Origin of the sequence: Allobosea sp. AK1 (assembly GCF_006714945.1) — a bacterium.
Taxonomy (GTDB): Bacteria; Pseudomonadota; Alphaproteobacteria; order Rhizobiales; family Beijerinckiaceae; genus Allobosea; species Allobosea robiniae.
Genome location: NZ_VFMG01000002.1, coordinates 165583 through 184817, shown reverse-complemented (window position 1 = coordinate 184817; position 19235 = coordinate 165583). Strand labels below are relative to the sequence as shown.

The following is a 19235-nucleotide window of genomic DNA, read 5'->3' as shown; positions in this document are numbered from 1 at the left end:
CCGAGGCAATCCCTACGACAACGCGAAGGCCGAGAGCTTCATGAAGACGCTCAAGGTCGAGGCCGTCTACCCGATGGCCTACGAAACCTTTGAGGACGTCGCCGCCGACCTTCCGCGCTTCATCGATCACATCTACAACGCAAGCCGACTGCACTCCGCGCTCGGCTATCTCAGTCCGCAGCAGTTCGAGGATCAACACACCCGGCTCATGGTCAAAACCGCAGCCTGATCCTGTCTACCGTCAGGGGCGCACTCCAGATCCCCCGCCTCACGGGGTCAAACTTGCACGCCGAAACACAGGCTGACGCGACGAGGGAAATCGCAAAACTCTCGCCAAACATCCGCTATTGCCCCCGCGAGCTACGCAATCGCCACCGAAAACCGCCGATCACCGCACAAGGTCGAATATATTCAATGGTATTAGATGCTTATGATGCTTTCGTAGTGCTCATCTTCGTCGAGCGCGGGCCGCCAACCCCGCCGATTGCACGCCGTGGCGCGATATTCCGCGCTATGGATACGCAAACACCGCCGATTGCCACGTGGACCACGTACGCGGATATCGAACATGGCGTGCCGCGGGAAGCCCGTATCGGCAGCTTCCGACCCCAAAGTGGCCATGCAGGGTTGGATTGGTGTTCGCCGAAAGCTGCCATCTTATGGGTGCAACACGTGATGCGCCCACATCCGAGCAAAAACCTCGGTTTAGAAGCGGGTCGAGGCTACGGCGGGTCCCAGAAGTTACTGCTCGGCTTTGTCGTAGGCGCGACGATGTTCTTCAATGGTAGGTAGGTTATCTCGAATCCAAAAATTGAGTCCTTCAAGGGCGAGCAAAACGCCGGTTCCCATGTCGGTCAACTCGTATTCGACCCGCGGTGGCACTTCGGGAAAATAATGGCGCACGACAAGCCCGTCGCGCTCTAGATTACGCAGTGTCAGCGTCAGCATTCGCTGGGTGATCCCGTCGATCTTTTTTTTGAGCGCTGAAAAGCGAAGCCGTCGCTCATCTGCAAGGGAGAGACGCCACAGGACTTGGACAGTCCATTTGTCGCCGAGCCGCGTGCAGATCCCGTTTGATGGGGTTGGTTTGAACTCCACCTTGCCCTCTGGCGCCTGATGTGAGCGGGCAGGAATAGACTTGTCCAAGAGTATCATCCCCGTACCTAATGCTGAAAAATGTGCCGTCTTCCGATAGCCCTCTATTCGTATATATGGATGACCCTTGTTCAACGCGAGGGTCATCCATGACCAATGACAAACGTCCAATTTTGGTTTTCGGCGCCAGCGGACGACAGGGCGGATCGGTCGCCAAAGCCTTGCTGAAGGCAGGGTGGCCTGTTCGCGCGCTTGTACTGGATCCCATGGGATCGGCCTCGATTGCCCTACGAGACGCAGGCGTCGAACTGGTGCCCGGATCTTTCGAGGACAGGGATGTAATTCGGGCGGCGATGAAAGACACTCATGGTGTTTTCAGCGTGCTGCCGGCGAACTTGGCGGCAGAGGATGAAGTACGCTACGGCGCCTCGATCGCGGACTTGGGCGCCGAAAGTGGCGTCGCTCATCTCGTTTATTCCTCGGGCGCGAGCGTCGGGGATAAGCTGACAGGTGTGGCGCGGTTCGATGCCAAGCCTCACATCGAGGCGCACATCCGCAAATTGCCCATTACGGCAACCATCGTCAGGCCCATGATCTTCATGGAAATGCTTGTGCGACCCGGGTTCGGTTTGGACGAAGGGCGATTGCTCTCTCTTATCAGACCAGATCATTCGATCCAGCTCACTGCCGTGGACGACATCGGAAAGTTCGTTGCGGCCATGTTCGCCGATATGGCTCGGTTCGGCGGGGTGACTTTGAGGATCGCAAGCGACAGGGTTACAGGTCTGGAGCTCGAAGCCGCCTTCACCGAAGTCGCCGGTCGCCCGATAACTTACGCACGTCTTCCGCATGACGTTCTCGCAGCCAATGCGGACCTCGCGCACATGGCTAAGAGCTTGGAACATGGCCCGCTGGCAGAACGTGTCGATCTAGACGCTATGCGGGAGATCAATCCAGAACTCCTCTCTTTCCGATCTTGGCTTGCCGGGAGCGGACGCACGGCGCTCGTTGAAGCCTTGGGGAAAAGTGCTGCCCACCAACCGGAGTAGCAGTGTTTTGGTGGCTTCGGCTCAGTAAGTACGAAGACAAGCAAGTTTGCATGACCGTCGAGATCTTAGCGATCGCTGCCGCTCCGGCATGCTAGCGATCGCAGAGGCAAAGGCGGGCGAAAACGCCCGCCAATAAGGTGTTCGTGGACAGAACCTGACTGCATAATAGCGCAGGTTTCCATTCTGGCGAGCAACGCCAGAATGGACTGGCGGCTTCCTACCCCGACCCGGCCATTCAGAAAATGGCCAAAAAACCTGATGAACTGCGCCAATTGGCACTGGAGGTGGCACCGTGCGGCATTAGAGGGCTATAGCGTAGACGTAGTGCTCATCATCGTCGGGCGTGGCCCGCCAGGCCCGCCGATTCTACGCCATGGCGCGATATTCTTCGCTATGCCTACGCGAACGCCGCCAATGACCGCACAGTCTTGCAGCGAGGGTTATGATTTCAATTCTCTGCTGCTGACCCACACGGTGGCAAGGCCGCGCGTCAGCCTGTCACTTTCCTACAGAATCGCCCGTTTCAAGAGCTGCTCAAGCCAGTCCGCAAAGACCTGAAGCCTGCGGGAGGGATGCTGACGATGCGGGTAGAGCAGCGCCATCGGCATCGGCGCGGCGCGATGATCGGGCATCACCTCGATGAGTGCGCCGGCGTCGAGGCGGCGCTTCACATCATATGCGGCGATCTGGATGCGGCCGAGGCCGGCGATGCAGCAGGCGATGTATGCTTCGGCACTGTTGACGGTGACGCGGGCGCGCATCGGCAACATCCGCAGCTCCCGCCCTCAACCCACTCCCAATCCTCGACGCGACCGATCGACTGTGAGGCATAGTTGACGGCGAGACGCACGGCCGGTCGCGTGCGAGTTGAACGACATCAGTGGGCATTTCATTGCGGCGGGGGCGGGAGCCGGCGTCGCCGGGCTGCCCTGCTTTTTGGGAGACGCCAACCCGAAACTGATGCGATAGGAGAGAAGGTCCCGCCCTTTTCCAGGGAGATCTGGCTCCTCGTGCATCGCGATTTACGTAAGACGCCTTCCGTCCGCGCCGTGATGGACTTTGACCCTGCGGCGCTTGTAGATGAGACTTCAGACCATTTCGATCGGCTTTGGCGGTCAACGTCCGCGGACCTGTTTTAGGTCTGAAGGCTGCCCTGGGCGCTTTGAGCGATGGTGGTTCGGTTGTGCTTGTTGGGTCGATCGCAGGATCGATGGGCGCCGCATCGTACGGTACTTACGGTGCCACGAAGGCGACCTTGGGCGGCTATGCCCGGACATGGACGGCGAGCTGGCCTCGCGCGGCATTCGGGTGAATGTGGTGGCTCCGGAGCCGACGAAGACCGAGATCATGGCGCAGGTGCCCGACGAAATGCGCGCGTCCCTTGTCGCACCGATCCCGCTAGGCCGCATGGCTAAGCCGGCAGAAGTGGCCGAGCGCCGCTGTTCCTATTGAGCGACAAGGGGAGCTTCATCGCCATTGTAGAGCTATGCGCCGATGGCGGCATGGCACAGGTCTAAACGCCGCTGTAGCGGTGACTCAGTAAAGCCCGCTTTCGATTAGCGATCGGAAGCGGGCTTTACATTGCTGTCGGGCGCCGTCATTCACAAAAAGCGGCTGATCACGCTCCCAAAAATTGCTCTACCGCGTTGCGGTTCCCAACATAGGTCGGGTGGACTGAAGAGCCGTTTCGAACGGCTCGTGCGTACGGAGGATCTTTACCATCACGCTGGCGCCAAGCCACAGATAATAGAGTGACGCGGCCAGGTCTGCTGGGCGTTCCTGGATCGCAAGAGAGCCATCCGCGACGCCGTCCTCGATTGCGCGTGTCATGCGCGAGATGATCCCATTGGTGCCCTTTTTCAAAGCAAGGCGCATCGGCTCGGAGAGATCCGCCACTTCGGCACCAAGCTTCACGGCAAGGCAGCGCCCCTGACAGTCGAAGGCGCCCTGGTTCTCGCGCCAGGCAGCGAAGTACAGCATCAGACGCTCGGCGCCGGTAAGGCCCGGTTTCGAAAACAGTTCATCCATCTCGGCATGATAGCCATCGAAATAGGCAGCGAGCATAGCTTCGCCAAACGCGTCCTTGGACGCGAAATAATGATAGAACGATCCCTTGGGCACGCCGGCGTCCTTCAGGATCTCAGTCAGTCCGACCCCGGAGAATCCCTTGCGGCTCATAATCTTCTGGCCGGTGGCCAGGATCGTGGACCGCGAGTCGTGTTCTTGAGCTCCTACAGACATGCCATCCTCGTGCGATTTATTAGACCAGTCGTCTATATATAGCACCTCATACGACTTCTGCCAGTGCCCCTGACGCGGAAGCACGCGGAGGGCATTTCTGAAAAAAAGCATATGCGGCGAAAATAGTTATAGACGACCGGTCTATTTTGGCCTATCTCCCTTTCATCTGCGCTGCAGCGGCATCCGGAAACGGATCGCGAACAAGCTACCGACGCCAATAACAAGACGACCGGTCCACTCCGGTGTCTCTACTTAGAACGTGGGCCATGCCGGTCGCACGACAACATCGAAGGACGTCCAATGAAGATCCTCATGGTACTCACCTCGCACGACGAACTCGGCAACACCGGCCGCAAGACCGGCTTCTGGCTCGAGGAGCTCGCGGCGCCCTATTACGCCTTCAAGAACGCCGGCGCCGAGATCACGCTCGCCTCGCCCACGGGCGGTCAGCCGCCGCTCGATCCGAAGAGCAACGAGCCTGCCAACCAAACCGATGATACGCGCCGCTTCGAGGCGGACCGCGAAGCAACCGCAGCGCTCGCCACAACGGTGAAGCTGTCGGACGTGTCGCAGGAAGATTTCGACACCGTCTTCTATCCTGGTGGCCATGGCCCGCTATGGGATCTCGCCGAGGACGCAACGTCGATCAGACTGATCGAAACCTTCCTCGCCGCTGGCAAGCCGGTCGCCTTGGTCTGCCACGCACCCGGCGTCCTGCGCCACGTCAAGACTCCTGCTGGCCGTCCGCTTGTCGAGGGCAAGAAGGTCACCGGCTTCGCCAACTCCGAAGAAGAAGCTGTTGGCCTGACCGATATCGTGCCGTTCCTCGTCGAGGACGAGCTCAAGGCGCTGGGCGGGATCTACTCGCGCGGTCCGGACTGGGACTCGTACGTCCTTCAGGACGGCCTGCTCATCACCGGCCAAAATCCGGGATCGTCGCCTGCGACCGCACGCGCGCTGATGGACGCGATGTCGGCCCTCGATGCAGTGAAGACCGAAGCGTGACCGCTTATGCCGTCATCATCTGCGAGCGGACGACCGATCCCGACGCCCTTGCGCGGTATCGCGAGACAGCTCCGCTTGCGCGGGAGAAGCATCCGGTAGCCCCGATCGCCTTCTATGGCCCTCACGAGGTGCTTGAAGGTGACCCTGCAGAGGGTGTGGCGATCCTGAGCTTTCCCACGATGGCGGCAGCCCGCGCCTGGTACTCGAGCCCCGAGTACCAGGCAGCGCTTCCCCACCGTCAACACGGCAGCATCTCCCGTGTCATCCTCGTCGCGGGCACCGATGACCCGGTCGATAAACTGACAGAATAGGTCCGAAGATGCGCAGCCTCCGGCACTGGATTGGCGCCGCTTTGGCAGCCCAGCCCTTCTACTCCGAAGAGATCAAGCTGGTGCAGCTGATGTTCCAGACCTGGGCCCCGCACTTCGAGCCGTTCCGGGTCAACGAATAGGGCAGAGGCGGCATGCCCCTCCGCAATCGAGGCAGCCAGCCAGCCGCTGATCGGAGCGGAATCCCACACGTCGGGCGACCTCGCCTGAGCAAGACAATGACCCATTCAGAGGACGCACCATCATGACCCGCCACAAGGCCCTCTTCAAGCCTGTCCAATTGGGCACCCAGACCTTGCGCAACCGCATCGTTTTGCCGCCGCTGACGCGGCAACGTGCGGCGCAGCCGGGAGACGTCGCCACGGATCTCATGGCTGAATATTACCGCCAGCGCGCCAGCGCCGGTTTCATGATCAGCGAAGGCACGCAGATCGAGCCCCGCGGCCAGGGCTATGCCTGGACGCCGGGTATCTACACCGATCCCCAGATCGCCGGTTGGCGCAAGGTCACCGACGCCGTCCATGCCGAAGGTGGCGTGATCTTCGCGCAGCTCTGGCACGTCGGGCGCGTTTCGCATACCGAGCTCCAGCCGAACGGCGATGCACCGGTCGCGCCGTCCGCCATCATCGCTGAGAAGGTGAAGGCGTTCATCGAGATCGAGCCGGGCTCGGGCACGCTTACGGCGCCGTCGTTGCCGCGTGAGCTGACCGTGGCAGAAATCGGGGAGATCGTGGAGCTCTATGCCCAGGCGGCACGCAACGCGCTCGCCGCTGGCTTTGACGGCGTTGAGATCCATTCGGCCAATGGTTACCTCGTAAATCAGTTTATCTCTGAGCACGCCAACCAGCGCACCGACGACTATGGCGGCACGCTGCACAACCGTCTGCGCTTCCTGCGCGAGATCGTCGCAACGGTAGCACGCGTCGTAGGTCCGGATCGTCTCAGCGTGCGGTTCACCTCCCTGTTCGAGAGCACTGATCAGGACCGGGTCTACATCGGTCTGGTCGAGCAGGATCCTCACGCCACCTATATCGAGGCGATAAAGGTGCTAGAGAACGCCGGCGTCGCCTATGTGTCGATCGCGAAGCGGATTGGGACAATGCGCCCGACTTGCCGACAAGCTTCCGCGAAGCGGTTCGGCAGACCTTTTCGGGGCGCATCATCTACGCGGGACGCTACACCGCCCAGCGCGCCGACAGCCTATTGTCCACTGGCTTGGCGGACATGGTCGCCTTTGGCCGACCTTTCGTCGCCAACCCCGACCTGCCAGCGCGGATCGCCAATGGCTGGCCGCTCAACCCATTGCGAGCCGAGACGCTCTATGGCGGAGCGGAGGAGGGGTTCACCGACTACCCCGCTTATCCCCACCAGATTGCTTCCTGAGCTCGCACTCAAAAAATCAAGGAATTTGTAATGGCAGGCTCGGCATCACTGGTGAACGTGGTGGAGACGATCCGCATCGCGGTTGCTCCCGTCTTTCTTCTGACCGGGCTCGGCGCGCTCCTCAGCGTGACGACGGGGCGGCTCGCCCGCGTTATCGACCGGGCACGCGTATTGGGAGGTAAGGCGAGGCAAGATCACCTTGCGATCGAGCGAGTCGAGCTGGGCCTAATTCCCAAACGGATCAGGCTGATCAACGGCTCGATCCTTTTTGCCGCTCTGTCCGCGCTGGCGGTGTGCCTGGTGATCGTACTCCTCTTCGTCTCAAGCCTGATCGACCTGCATATCGGTATCGCGGTCGCGCTGACGTTCATTGTCTCAATGCTTTTGCTAATGGGGGCGCTGATCAGCTTTATTGCCGAGATCAGGGTTGCCCTGAGTGTGCTCTATGTCGCGACCGAAACGCTTGCTGAAGAGCAAGCTGGCTTGCCCTGATTACGCGATGCGCAGCAATGCCGCGCTTTGCGCAACGGTCATCCGGAAGGCTGCAAACGCGCTTTGACGATATGGGGGGAGCGGCTCGGAACCCTTACTCAAGAACGCCTAAATCAAAGTTCTTAAAAAAATGTCATCTAAAAATCACAACTAGACGACCGGTCTATTAAAGACTACCTAATCTTTATCGGGCTGCTTAAGGCCTGACTAACGCGAAACACTCTGACGCCTTTCTCAAGACGACCGGTTTAATATCGCCTGCCTGCAGCCTTGCAAAAACTGGAGACCCACATGAACGTCCTTCGCACCCTGCTCGCCACCGTCTCGATCGCCGCTTTGCCAGGCCTCGCGGTCGCCGCACCCGCCTCCGGACCGGTGCGCAACATCGTCCTCGTCCACGGCGCCTTCGCCGACGGATCGGGCTGGAAGCCGGTCGCCGACATTCTCGCGAAGGACGGCTACATCGTCAGCGTCGTGCAGGAGCCGCTGACCTCGCTCGCCGACGACGTGACTGCCACCAACCGCATCCTCGACCGCCAGAACGGGCCGGCCGTCCTCGTCGGCCATAGCTATGGCGGCGCGGTCACCACCGAGGCGGGCACCAACCAGCATGTCGTCAGCCTGGTCTATGTCGCGGCTTTCGTGCCCGACGAGGGTGAGACGGTCATCTCGCTGATCAAGTCCGATCCGCCTGCGGCCGATAGCATCGCGCCGACCGCGGACGGCTATCTGCTTGTCGATCCGGCTAAATTCCCGGCGGATTTCGCAGCGGACCTGCCGCTTGCTGACGCCCGGTTCATGGCCCTCTCGCAGGTGCCGTGGAATTCGAAGATCGTCTCGACGCCGATCACCACGCCGGCGTGGAAGGCCAAGCCCGTCTACGGGATCGTGGCGACGCAGGACCGCATGATCAACCCGAACCTCGAGCGCACGATGTACCAGCGCGCCAAAGCGAAGGTGACCGAGATCAAGGGCAGCCATGCCGTCTTCATCTCGCAGCCGCGCGCGGTTGCGAACGTCATCGAGCAGGCGGCGCGCGAAAGCCGCTGATCTATCACGGGCCCGGGCGCTGGTGCCCGGCCCGACCCGAAACATATAACGATCGGAATATGACATGACGCAGGGAATCGAAGGCAAGGTGATCTTGATCACTGGCGGCAGCACCGGGATCGGCGCGGAAACCGCCCGGCTGCTCGCCGCACGCGGCGCTACGGTCGCGATCGCAGCGCGTCGCAAGGACAAGCTCGACGAGGTCGTGAACGACATCAAAGCACACGGTGGTGCTGCGGCAGCCTATGTGCTCAACGTGACCGACAAGGCACAGGTGGAGGCGGTGGTCGCTGATGTCGTCAAAGAGTTCGGACGCATCGACGTGTTGATCAACAATGCCGGGTTAATGCCGATCCGGCCGATGGCGGAGGTCAATACCGACGAGTGGGATGCGATGATCGACATCAACCTCAAGGGTACGCTGTATGGCATTGCGGCTGCGCTGCCCCGCTTCCTCGGTCAGGATAGTGGCCACATCATCAACCTGAGTTCGGTCGCGGGCATCAAGGTCTTTGCACCCGGTGGTACGGTCTACTCGGGCACCAAATTTGCGGTGAGCGCCATCACCGAGGGGCTGCGGCAGGAAGTCGGCGGCAAGATCCGCGTCACCTCCATCGAGCCGGGCGCGGTCGAGAGCGACCTCAAGTTCACCACGTCCGGCACCGCGGCGGAGACGGTGCTGGACTTCTACAAGCAGGCGATCCCGGCGAGCGCGGTCGCACGCGCCATCGCCTTCGCGATCGAACAGCCGGCGGAAGTTGACGTCAACGCGATCGTGATCCGACCCACGGCGCAGCAATTCTGATCGCGGCCACTGCATCTCCCCACGCGTTCGAGCAACGCAGCTCCGAAGGAACCACCATGTCGTCGCAACCAACCAACAATCCGGCCGTGATTTATGCTGCTGGCGCGGTCTCGCGTAATCCCGCGACCGATGAGCTTATCGCCACCTACCCTTATCAGACGCCGGAGGAGGTCGAGGCCACGCTCCGCGCAAACGCGACTGCGTTTCGGGTTTGGCGCGACACTCCGATGGCGGAGCGCGTTGCCGCCTACCACCGGCTCGCCGCGACTTTGCGCGATCGTTCCGAAACGCTGGCCGCGATCATCACCGCCGAGATGGGCAAGACCATTGGTGCGGCGCGCGCCGAGGTCGAGAAAAGCGCCTCGACCATCGACTGGCTCGCCGAGCACGGCCCCGCAATCCTCGCCGACGAACCGGTTTCGGTCGATGGCGACGATCAGGTGCACGTGTCCTATCTGCCGATCGGCACGATCCTCGCAGTCATGCCCTGGAACCTGCCGATCTGGCAGGTTATCCGGGCATCGGGTCCGATCATGCTCTCCGGGAACGGTTTCCTGCTCAAGCACGCGCCCAACGTCATGGGATCTGCTTATGCCCTGGAGCAGGTCTATGAGGCGGCCGGGTTCCCCAAGGGGCTGTTCGCCAATCTCAACGCCGGCAACGACATTGTCGCCGACGTCATCGCAGACCCTCGTGTTGCCGCGATCACCCTGACCGGCAGCATGCGCGCCGGCGCTGCGGTCGCATCGACCGCCGCCAAGGCGCTCAAGAAGAGCCTGCTCGAGTTAGGCGGCAGTGACGCGTTCATCGTGCTGGCCGATGCCAGTATCGATCTCGCGGTCGAGGCCGGCATCAAGGCCCGGTTCGGCAACAGCGGCCAGGTCTGTCTTGCCGCCAAACGCTTCATCCTCGAACGGCCGATCGCCGACGAATTCACGCGCAAGTTCGTGGAAGCAGCCAGGAAGCTGACGGTCGGCGATCCGCAGGATCCCTCGATCGCCATGGGACCAATGGCACGCAACGACCTTCGCGACGAGCTGCATAACCAGGTGGAGCAGACGATCGCACAGGGCGCGACGCTGCTGCTGGGCGGCCATAAGGTCTACGGCGTGGGCAATTTCTACGAACCCACTGTGCTTGCCGACGTAGCCCCGGGTATGACGGCCTTCGAGGAGGAGACGTTCGGACCGGTCGCCGCGATCACGGTTGCCGACGATGTCGAGCATGCGATCGAGCTGGCCAACACCAGCGACTATGGGCTTGGCGGCAACCTGTGGACGGCCGACACGGCACGCGCGCAGCGGATCGCACGACGCCTGGAAACCGGCGGTGTGTTCATCAACGGCTTCAGCGCATCGAACCCGCGGATCCCGGTCGGCGGTGTGAAGAAGAGCGGCTACGGGCGCGAGCTTTCCCACTTCGGCCTGCGTGAATTCACGAACCCGCAGGCGGTCTGGACGACGTTCGTCGATTAACACACACTTTAATGACTCAGAGGACAAATAACCATGCCGCCGAGGCGATCATGGCGCAGCTGCATGATGAACTCGATTGGAATGAGGCGGAGAACTTGAATGCTCTCCGATGGCAACCCCTACCGCACGCCTTCTGCCGTCGCCGACGGTGGAGCCCTCGGCTTCAGTGAAGAGGCGCGCGAGTAACGAAGCGACAGGCTCGATGCTGAGCGTGTTCATGAACGTGTCCCGTAAGAGGATGCCGGGGGGCGCCTGAGCCCCGGGCAGGGGTTCAAGCGGCAACCGCGACGGCGAATGGCTTGAAGCCGCGCGCCTTCATCACATCCGGCACGAGCAGCATGACAGCCTCTGGCCCACGCGCCGTGGCTATGCCGCCCAATTATTCTGCGCGATGTCGTTGCCGGCTACGGCGAAACGATCATCCTCGAAAACATCTCATTCCAGCTGCGCGCCGGCCAGATACTGGCCCTACTTGGCCGCAACGGCGTCGGCAAGACTACGCTCCTCCGGACCTGCCTGGGCCACACCACCCTGCATTCGGGCGAGGTGTCTTTCGACGGCGCATCCACGACGCTCTGGCCGATCTTCAGGCGGGCGCGAGCCGGGCTGGGCTTCGTGCCGCAGGAGCGCGAGATCTTTCCGTCTCTGACCGTGCTGGAGAATCTGACCGTCGCCGCGCGAGGCTCACACTGGACGCTAGAGCGAGTCTTCGACCTCTTCCCGAACCTCGCCCGACTACGGGCCAATATGGGCAACCAGCTGTCGGGCGGCGAACAGCAGATGCTCGCGGTCGCGCGGGTGCTGATGTGCGATCCAAGATTCCTGCTGCTCGACGAGCCGCTAGAGGGCTTGGCTCCCGTTATCGTGGACGCGCTTATGGAGGCTTTCCGGCGCCTACAGCAGGAGGATCAGCTCGGGATCATTTTGGTCGAGCAGCATGCCCAGCTGGCTCTGTCCTTCGCATCCGACGCCATGATACTGGATCGTGGCCGCACATGGGGGCGAGCCTTGTACTCGAAAGCGATTCCGCAAAGCTTGCCGAGCTGATGGGAGTCACCGAACGACGGCCGGGACACTCTCAACCATAGGCCTGCCTTCCAGGATCGGCCCCTCGCCTCGTCGGCCGTGGATATGGCGCTGCCATCACTGGCGAAGCGGAGAGCGACCCTCACGCCGATACCGCTTCCCGCACCCGTGATGAGGACCACACGATCCCGACACTGCTTGCTCATCAATTCCCGCCCTGAAAGATACCGTCCGACGAAACCAACGGACGTTTGTTGTTAAATCGCCTCCGATCCTGACGACTCGATCGTCGGGCCGCCAAGAGATTTCTCGTCTAGCTGACAAACGCAAGGCGTTGCGCGCGGGCCGGTCCAAGGCCCCGGCAGCAGCCCGCGCCAAAAGAGAGCGTTACAGCAGACATAACCAAACTCTGCTGGCAGAGCGGCATCGCTGATGGTTGCATCAGGCAAAATCAGCGCCGCCCGGCATCCGGGCAGGACGCCTGTCTGGGAGGAGAGCACATGCACCGGCAGATCAGGTCAGGAAGCTCTCCGCATTACAAGCCCCGCCTAGGTTGTCGCCGAGCGCCATGACCGCCCGCTCGACCGGCAAGGGCTTTGCTGACCGCCGCAAGCGTGCGCTGACCGCGCAAGACACTATGGCCATGGCAGCAATTACGCCGCGGGGTTCTCTGCGCCTCGTCGGCCGCCTCGGGGACCGGAGGAGAGCGCCGCCATGGCCGTGACGCTCGCAGGCGACGAATGCCGCTTCATCACCGGGCCGTCATCGGCATCGACGGCAGGTATAAGATTTGGACAAATAATCAAAAGCGGAGGGAAAAAGCTGTGGGGAAGAACAACGAAAGTCACGCGGCAGGCGTCGATCAGGAAACTATGCGCAAGGTCATGCGCAGGCTTCTTCCGCTGATGATGCTCCTGATGATCGTCAACCAGATCGACCGGTCCAATATCGGCTTCGCCGCGCTGACTATGAACAAGGATCTCGGCCTGACGCCATACATGTACGGCCTTGCCGCCGGCATGTTCTCGCTCGGCTACATCCTCTTCGAGGTGCCGAGCAACCTGATACTCACAAAGGTTGGCGTGAATCGCTGGATTGCGCGGATCATGCTGACCTGGGGTCTCGTGACCATCGGCATGGCTTTCGTCGTCGGCCCCAACAGTCTCTACGTCGCCCGGTTCTTGCTCGGCGTGGCTGAGGCCGGCTTTCAGCCCGGCATGACATTCTACGTGCTGAGCTGGATTCCTCTGGCAGAGCGCGCCCGTTTCACCGGCATCTGGTTCATTGCCGTGCCGCTCAGCCCGATCATCGGCGGGCCGCTGGCGGGGCTGCTGCTGCAATTGGACGGGGTTCTCGGCCTTGCCGGCTGGCAATGGATCTTCATCATGGAAGGCATGCCCGCGGTGCTGCTTAGCGTCGTGACATGGCGCTATCTGACACCGCGCCCGGCTATCGCCGAGTGGCTCGAACCGGCCGAGCGCGACGCCCTCGAGCGCATGCTTGAGAGAGAGAACGCCGACGTACACGGCGGAGTCCATCCGACATTGCGCAACACGCTGATGAACGGACGCGTCCTGGTGCTCGGCCTGCTCTATATCGGCATGAACATGGGCATGTACGCGGCCAACGTATGGATGCCGACCATCGTCAAATCGCTGGGATCGCTCGGCAACCTGGAGACGACGCTGGTCATTTCGGTGATCTGGGCCGTGGCCTCCGCGACATCGATCTTCTGGGGTCGCCGGTCTGACAGGGTCCAGGAAAGATATTGGCATCTAGGCCTCGCGCTTCTGTTCGGCGCCGCCGGCTTCAGTGTGAGCGCATATGTCGGCTCACCCGCTCTCGCGATGGCGGGCCTCACTGCTGCGGTTGCTGGGATCCTGTCGGGTTACGTGGTGTTCTGGGTCATCCCCGGAACCTTTCTCACCGGAATGGCCGCCGCCGCCGGCATCGCGCTCATGAACAGCATGGGCAATCTCGGCGGCTTCCTCGGCCCATTCGTCGTCGGCTGGCTGCGCGAGAGCACGGGAAGCTTCCAGATCGCGTTGCATGTGCTCGCGGGTGCGATGGTCATTTCCGGCCTCATCGCCATCGCCATCCGGCCGGGCAAGCCTATGGCCAGATCGCCGTCGTTGCTGGCGCCGACCGAGTAGGCCGCGAAAGCACCGCATGAACGAGTGCGATATCGTCATAGTTGGAGGAGGTGCCGCGGGCTCAGTGCTCGCGGCGCGCCTCTCGGAGAATCCGCATACCCGTATCGTTCTCCTGGAGGCCGGGGCCGATATCGTGCCGGGCGGCGAACCTGCCGATGTGACGAGTCTGTTTCCGCTGTCGACCTTCAACGAAGCCTACATGTGGCCGAAGCTCCATGTGCATTGGCTTCGTGCTGACAATTCGCCCGCCGTTCATATGGCGCAGGCGAAGGTGCTCGGCGGAGGCTCGACCATCATGGGCATGTGGGCGATGCGCGGGATGCCCAGCGACTATGACGAATGGGAAGCGGCCGGCGCGACCGGATGGTCCTGGCAGCACGTATTGCCGTATTTCCGCAGGCTGGAGACAGATGTCGATTTCGGCGGAATGCCTCTGCACGGCCAGTCCGGACCCGTTCCCATCCGCCGGATGCCCTACGCAGACTGGCCGCCTTTCGCGAAAGCCGTCGCCGCCGTCTCGGCCAGACGGGGAACGGCATTCGTCGAGGACATGAACGGTGACTTTGGCGACGGTCACTGCACGCTTGCGCTGAGCCGCTACGAACGTTCGCGCGCTTCCGCGGGCATCTGCTATCTCGACCGTGAAACCCGTGCGCGGGCGAACCTGACGATCCGCACGGAAACGGTCGTGCGCCGCCTGCTCGTCGAGGGAGGCCGGATCGCCGGCGTCGTGCTCGCCGGCCCCGACGGTACCGAAGGCAACCTTCGCTCCTCCCATACGGTGCTGGCGGCAGGTGCCCTGGCGACGCCGGTGTTGCTGATGCGCTCCGGCCTCGGCCCGGGAGCGATGCTCGGCGCAGCAGGCGTCCAGATCATCGTCGACCTGCCGGGAGTCGGCCAGAACCTCCAGACCCACCCCATCGTGCTGCCGCTCGCCTGGCTCAATCGTGCGGGACGCACGACAGGGCAGGCGGACCGCCCGCCGTCCTCGACCTTCCTGCGTTGGTCTTCGGGCCTCGAGGGTTGTCCGCCCGGCGACATGTCCATCTATGTCCGCGCCTTCGTCACCTGGCATGCACTTGGCAGGCGTCTCGCGATGCTGGCCCCCGTCCTCGGCCGTCCGCTTTCCCGTGGCAGCGTGACCTTGAGGGGGCGAGATCCGGATGCGGCTCCCATCATCGCCTTCGATCTGCTGTCGGACGAGCGGGACCTGCTGCGCATGATGCAAGGTTTCCGGCGCGCAGCCGCCATCTACGCCGCACCGGAGTTGCGGGCGATGTGCGGGCCGGCCTTCGTGCTGGAGAATGCCGTGCAACTCTCCCGCTACAACCGGATCACGCCGGCAAATCGGCTCCTGACAGCGGCGGCAGCCTCACTTCTCGATGCCGCGCCCGGTCCGGGGCGAAAGCTGCTCGGCACGATCGCCGATATGCGCCCGCTTGAGGACTTCGTCCATGATGACGCGGCGCTTGCGGACTATCTGCGCTCTCGCATCTTCGGCACCTATCACGTCGCCGGTACGTGCCGGATGGGCGCCGCGGGCGATCCGATGGCCGTCACAAATACGCGTGGACGCGTGCGCGGTATCGCCGATCTTAGCATCGCCGACACATCGTTGATGCCGGTCGTCCCCGCCGGCAACACCCATATCCCGGCGGTAATGGTCGCCGAGCGGATCGCCGAGTACATCAAGGCCGAGCTCGGCGCGTAGCTCTATGACCTGTGCTTCCGATCTATTCCGTGAAGCAGGTGGCGGCCTCTCTGGCGGCGTTCAACGTGTCGCGGGAACCCGGCTGTAATGGAAACAGGTATTGCGGTCCGAGATCCGCGACGTCCGAACACCCGATGAGCGCGAGCGTCGTGTCGATCTCCTCCTGCAGGATCTGCATGGCACGCCGGACACCGTCGTAGCCGGCAGCGGCGACCGCGTAGAGCGTAGCACGGCCGGTGAACACGAAGCTTGCACCAAGGCACAGGGCGGCGACTACATCGGCACCACGGCGAATACTGCCGTCGATCATGACCGGAAACCCCTTCGGTACGGCTTGGCGCACGGCCGGCAGGAGGTCGAGGGCGGACGGAACGCGGTCCAGGGCCTTGCCGCCATGATTGGAAACAATGATGCCGTCGATCCCCAGCGACGCCGCGCGAACGGCATCGTCGGGATGCATGATCCCCTTGACGATCAGCTTGCGCGGCCAAATCTGCCGGAAGGCCTCGATGTCGTCCCAGGTCTGCACGATCGGGCTCTGGCTGCGGAAAAATTGCGCGACGTCGCCCGCCGAGGCCCCCGCCGGAGCGTAGGGCGCCCAGTTCTCCATCACCGGAAGGCCGCCTTGCATGAAATAACGCAACAGCCACGCCGGATGGAGCACCGCGTCGAGGACGAGGCCGGGCCGGAGTCGCATCGGCAGACGGAATCCGTTGCGCGCATCACGTTCCCGTTTCGGCGACACCGGATTGTCGAGAGTGAGCACGAGGCCTGCCATGCCCGCGGCTTCCGCCCGGCGCAGCAAATCGCGCGTTATGGCCGGATCGCGGGCCGGATAAAGCTGAAACCAAGTCGTCTCGGGCGAGATCGCAGCTATCCTTTCGAGGCTAACCATGCTGGCGCCTGACAGGATCAGCGGCAGTCCCGCCTCCTTGGCCGCCGTCGCAAGCATCGTTTCGGCGCCGCGACGGAACACCCCGGCGATGCCGGTCGGCGCGACGCCGAACGGGCCGGCGAACGTCTTGCCCATCAAGGTCGAGCGCTGGCTACGGCGGCTCACCTCGGCACAGACGCGGGGAAGGAAGCGTTGGCGTTGGAAGGCTTCGGCGTTCGTCTTCAGGCCGATCTCGTCCTCCACGCCGCTCTCGATCACGTCGAACAGCAATCGCGGAAGCCGCCGACGGGCGAGGCGCTCCAGATCCGCAATGCTGAGAATCGCATCTTGCGCCATGACACTCGCACCCTTCATGCAGACAAGCGACGAGCGGGGGACTTGCCCGCCGCGCTCATCGCATGGGACGCCACAATGTCCGATCCGGCGCGCCGTTGTAGAACGGCGCGGTCCGGGCCCGAAACGCGAGATAGTCAGAGTCCGACTGCTGCTGTTCCCAGGCGGCCCGATCCTGCCACCGCGCGCAGATCAGAAAGTGATCGGCATCTAGCTGGCTGCGGTTGAGATCGAACCGCAATAGACCAGCAGCGGTGGCGCTGTTGCGGTTGATTTCCTCCAGCATCGGCGAGACGTCGTCGGGTCGCATCTTGAACCTGACGAGCGTCGTATGCTGCGGTGCGGCGTCCGACCGCACGGTCGCGTCGAACTGCGTCCAGAGGGAGTACTCGACCGGGCCGGCAAGAGCGCTTACAAGTTCGCCCTTTAGGGCTTGGACGTCGGTCCGCTCGCCATGACGAGCCAGGGCGGCGTCGTCGTCAAATTCCGCGTAGAGCAGGAACGTATCGCACTTGTTCCAGGCGACGTGAAACTCGTACTGACGGGCTGTGCCGCCGAGACGGAGTTCTTCGGCGAAAGCCGTCATACGGGCGGCGATCGCCTCGACCTCGCCGGGCCTGACCAGGAAGGTCGCGAGGCTGACGACGCCATTATCCGGCACTTTGGACATCTCGCTACCTCGCGCATCATGTTGTTAGAGTATTCCACCATTCTCCAGAAGCGCGGAATTGCTCTGATATCTTGTTTTTGAAGCATTTTTTCACGCGAATTCGGTATCCACTTCGCTCGAAAATGCTCTAGACGCGTCACGTCAGACCGTCTCTTCGCCCCATCGGCGACGAGACATTTCGACGACCCCTGCCCTGCTCGCAAGAACCTATCAGTGATAGCAGCTAGCTGTTCCTGCTATCGCCTGCCGGCAGCAGGCGCGCGGCGTACGCGCTTTGTTTTGGCGGGCTCAAAGCCGACCTTAAGCGTCGCCCCGCGCCGGTTCGCTCGCCACGAGGTCGGAAATCAATCCGCGCAGCGTCACCTGCGCGCGCGTCAAGGCCCGTCGGCGCGAGCGCACGAGCGAGACGGTCAGCCGCAGTCCGGGGTCGGTGACGGTCCGCGCGACGACGCGGCCGTCGTTCAGGTAGCGTTGGACAGCCCCGCGAGGCAGCACCGTGCATGCGATGTTGCGCTCCACTAGCTCCATGATCGTTCCAATGGAGCCGATCTCGAACGCGACATCGGGCTCGTGGCCCGCTTGCTCCGCGGTGCTGTGCAGCAGCTCCCGCAGGTGATGTGGGCGCGCCGGCATAACGAGCGGATGGCAGCAGACCTCCGAAAGCGAAATCGTCGGTGGCAATGGCCGGTCGGCCGCCTGCACGAAGACCGCGCTCTCCTGCACGAGTGGTTCGACGATGAGGCCGTCGAGCCGCACGTCAGACAGATGAGCGAGCCCGAAGTCTACCTCCTCAGCCCGCACCCAGTCCAGCATCGTCGCGTTCATTGCTTCCTGGAACTTGATTTTAATATTCGGCAGTTGCACCGCGCTGAGCTGGATCAAACCGATGGTCACGTATGGCGGCGTGCTTGGCGTCGTGGCGAGCCGCACCGAGCCGCGCAAGGGCCCGGAAAGTTCCCGGACGGCCTGTTTCGCATCTTCGATTCGCTGTAAGATGTCGTTGGCATATTGCCGCAGCAATTGCCCGGCTTCCGTAGGCTCGACGCCGCGGCTGTGACGGACGAGCAAATGCGTCTGAAGTTCGTCCTCGAGCTTGCGAATCTGCATGCCCAGTGCGGGCTGTGCAAGGTTCATTTCATCGGCCGCACGGCTCAGACTCTTCAAGTCGACGACGCGCACGAAGTATCGAAGCCGACGAATTTCCACGCGCATGCCCTTCTTCTGCCACATCACAAATATGGTATTTTGACGACGTTAACGGCGGAGCAAACTACGAAACGATTGTCCCAATCCCCAATTTCTGGAAAGTTTTCATAGGTGTCTGTGCCCCGTTATCGGGCATGGCCGAAATCATCGATTAGGATCGCAGACGAGAAAACTCGCGCTTATTTTCGGGTGAAACGATGAATTCCGCCTTCGAATTGCGCGACCGCGATTAAGCCATTTAATGCTAGACTATCAGTTCCTTGAAGGGAAACAAGGCACGCCGGACGGAAGCGCCGAAGTGGAAGCACCAATGCAAG

At 62.2% G+C, this 19235-nt stretch carries 18 protein-coding genes and 2 pseudogenes; 14 read left to right on the top strand and 6 right to left on the bottom strand.

Features of this window, described 5'->3' with window-relative positions:
- The coding region (locus FHT98_RS26040) for an integrase core domain-containing protein (RefSeq protein WP_142116022.1) at positions 1-229 on the top strand (229 nt) is incomplete at its 5' end.
- Positions 230-741: 512 nt separating this feature from the next.
- Here the strand turns inward: FHT98_RS26040 and FHT98_RS26035 are convergent.
- Positions 742-1155 carry a winged helix-turn-helix transcriptional regulator gene (locus tag FHT98_RS26035; RefSeq protein WP_142116037.1) on the bottom strand — a complete coding sequence of 138 codons (414 nt, stop codon included), beginning with the start codon at positions 1153-1155 and terminating at the stop codon, positions 742-744.
- A gap of 89 nt (positions 1156-1244) precedes the next feature.
- On the opposite strand from FHT98_RS26035, the gene FHT98_RS26030 reads away from it, so the two are divergent.
- Positions 1245-2144, top strand: a complete 900-nt coding sequence (locus FHT98_RS26030; protein WP_142116021.1) for an NmrA/HSCARG family protein — start codon at positions 1245-1247, stop codon at positions 2142-2144.
- Between the two features lie 506 nt (positions 2145-2650).
- Here the strand turns inward: FHT98_RS26030 and FHT98_RS26025 are convergent.
- Positions 2651-2985 (bottom strand): annotated as a pseudogene (locus FHT98_RS26025) (LysR substrate-binding domain-containing protein); the annotation flags it as partial.
- Between the two features lie 267 nt (positions 2986-3252).
- On the opposite strand from FHT98_RS26025, the pseudogene FHT98_RS26830 reads away from it, so the two are divergent.
- Positions 3253-3596, top strand: a pseudogene (locus FHT98_RS26830) (SDR family NAD(P)-dependent oxidoreductase).
- A 186-nt stretch (positions 3597-3782) separates the two neighbouring features.
- On the opposite strand, the gene FHT98_RS26015 reads toward FHT98_RS26830, so the two are convergent.
- Complete coding sequence (locus FHT98_RS26015; RefSeq protein ID WP_142116020.1) at positions 3783-4385, bottom strand: TetR/AcrR family transcriptional regulator; 603 nt, start codon at positions 4383-4385, stop codon at positions 3783-3785.
- A gap of 300 nt (positions 4386-4685) precedes the next feature.
- Here FHT98_RS26015 and FHT98_RS26010 point away from each other — a divergent pair, with 300 nt between their 5' ends.
- The 11 genes from FHT98_RS26010 to FHT98_RS25965 all read left to right on the top strand — a co-directional run bounded on the left by FHT98_RS26010 (position 4686) and on the right by FHT98_RS25965 (position 15814).
- A complete protein-coding gene (locus FHT98_RS26010; RefSeq protein ID WP_142116019.1) occupies positions 4686-5390 on the top strand; it encodes a type 1 glutamine amidotransferase domain-containing protein in 705 nt (234 codons plus the stop codon).
- On the top strand, positions 5387-5701 hold the full coding sequence (locus FHT98_RS26005; RefSeq protein WP_142116018.1) for a DUF1330 domain-containing protein: 315 nt from the start codon (positions 5387-5389) through the stop codon (positions 5699-5701). Before FHT98_RS26010 ends, FHT98_RS26005 begins: the two co-directional genes overlap by 4 nt.
- Before the next feature lie 8 nt (positions 5702-5709).
- Entirely contained in the window at positions 5710-5841 is a 132-nt protein-coding gene (locus FHT98_RS26700) for a hypothetical protein (protein WP_282568672.1), read from the top strand.
- 122 nt (positions 5842-5963) lie between these two features.
- On the top strand, positions 5964-7133 hold the full coding sequence (locus FHT98_RS26000; RefSeq protein WP_465246941.1) for an oxidoreductase: 1170 nt from the start codon (positions 5964-5966) through the stop codon (positions 7131-7133).
- The gene (locus FHT98_RS25995) at positions 7133-7594 is read left to right on the top strand and encodes a DUF2721 domain-containing protein (RefSeq protein WP_142116017.1); all 462 of its coding nucleotides are present in this window, start codon (positions 7133-7135) and stop codon (positions 7592-7594) included. The genes FHT98_RS26000 and FHT98_RS25995 overlap by 1 nt, the downstream gene beginning before the upstream one ends.
- Positions 7595-7885: 291 nt before the next feature.
- Entirely contained in the window at positions 7886-8644 is a 759-nt protein-coding gene (locus FHT98_RS25990) for an alpha/beta fold hydrolase (protein ID WP_142116016.1), read from the top strand.
- Between the two features lie 64 nt (positions 8645-8708).
- A complete protein-coding gene (locus tag FHT98_RS25985) occupies positions 8709-9449 on the top strand; it encodes an SDR family oxidoreductase (protein WP_142116015.1) in 741 nt (246 codons plus the stop codon).
- Positions 9450-9505: 56 nt separating this feature from the next.
- Entirely contained in the window at positions 9506-10924 is a 1419-nt protein-coding gene (locus FHT98_RS25980; RefSeq protein WP_142116014.1) for an NAD-dependent succinate-semialdehyde dehydrogenase, read from the top strand.
- 348 nt (positions 10925-11272) lie between these two features.
- Positions 11273-11971, top strand: coding sequence for an ATP-binding cassette domain-containing protein (locus FHT98_RS25975; protein WP_142116013.1), 699 nt, complete (start codon positions 11273-11275; stop codon positions 11969-11971).
- A gap of 719 nt (positions 11972-12690) precedes the next feature.
- Positions 12691-14103, top strand: coding sequence for an MFS transporter (locus FHT98_RS25970; RefSeq protein ID WP_142116012.1), 1413 nt, complete (start codon positions 12691-12693; stop codon positions 14101-14103).
- Positions 14104-14119: 16 nt separating this feature from the next.
- Entirely contained in the window at positions 14120-15814 is a 1695-nt protein-coding gene (locus FHT98_RS25965; RefSeq protein WP_142116011.1) for a GMC family oxidoreductase, read from the top strand.
- Positions 15815-15836: 22 nt separating this feature from the next.
- Here FHT98_RS25965 and FHT98_RS25960 read toward each other — a convergent pair whose 3' ends face one another.
- From FHT98_RS25960 to FHT98_RS25950, 3 genes are all read right to left on the bottom strand, one after another.
- The gene (locus tag FHT98_RS25960; RefSeq protein WP_142116010.1) at positions 15837-17045 is read right to left on the bottom strand and encodes an alpha-hydroxy acid oxidase; all 1209 of its coding nucleotides are present in this window, start codon (positions 17043-17045) and stop codon (positions 15837-15839) included.
- Between the two features lie 55 nt (positions 17046-17100).
- The gene (locus FHT98_RS25955) at positions 17101-17712 is read right to left on the bottom strand and encodes a putative quinol monooxygenase (protein WP_142116009.1); all 612 of its coding nucleotides are present in this window, start codon (positions 17710-17712) and stop codon (positions 17101-17103) included.
- Between the two features lie 300 nt (positions 17713-18012).
- Positions 18013-18924: a LysR family transcriptional regulator gene (locus FHT98_RS25950; protein WP_185745298.1), complete on the bottom strand. Its 912-nt coding sequence runs from the start codon at positions 18922-18924 to the stop codon at positions 18013-18015.
- Positions 18925-19235: the final 311 nt, after the last annotated feature.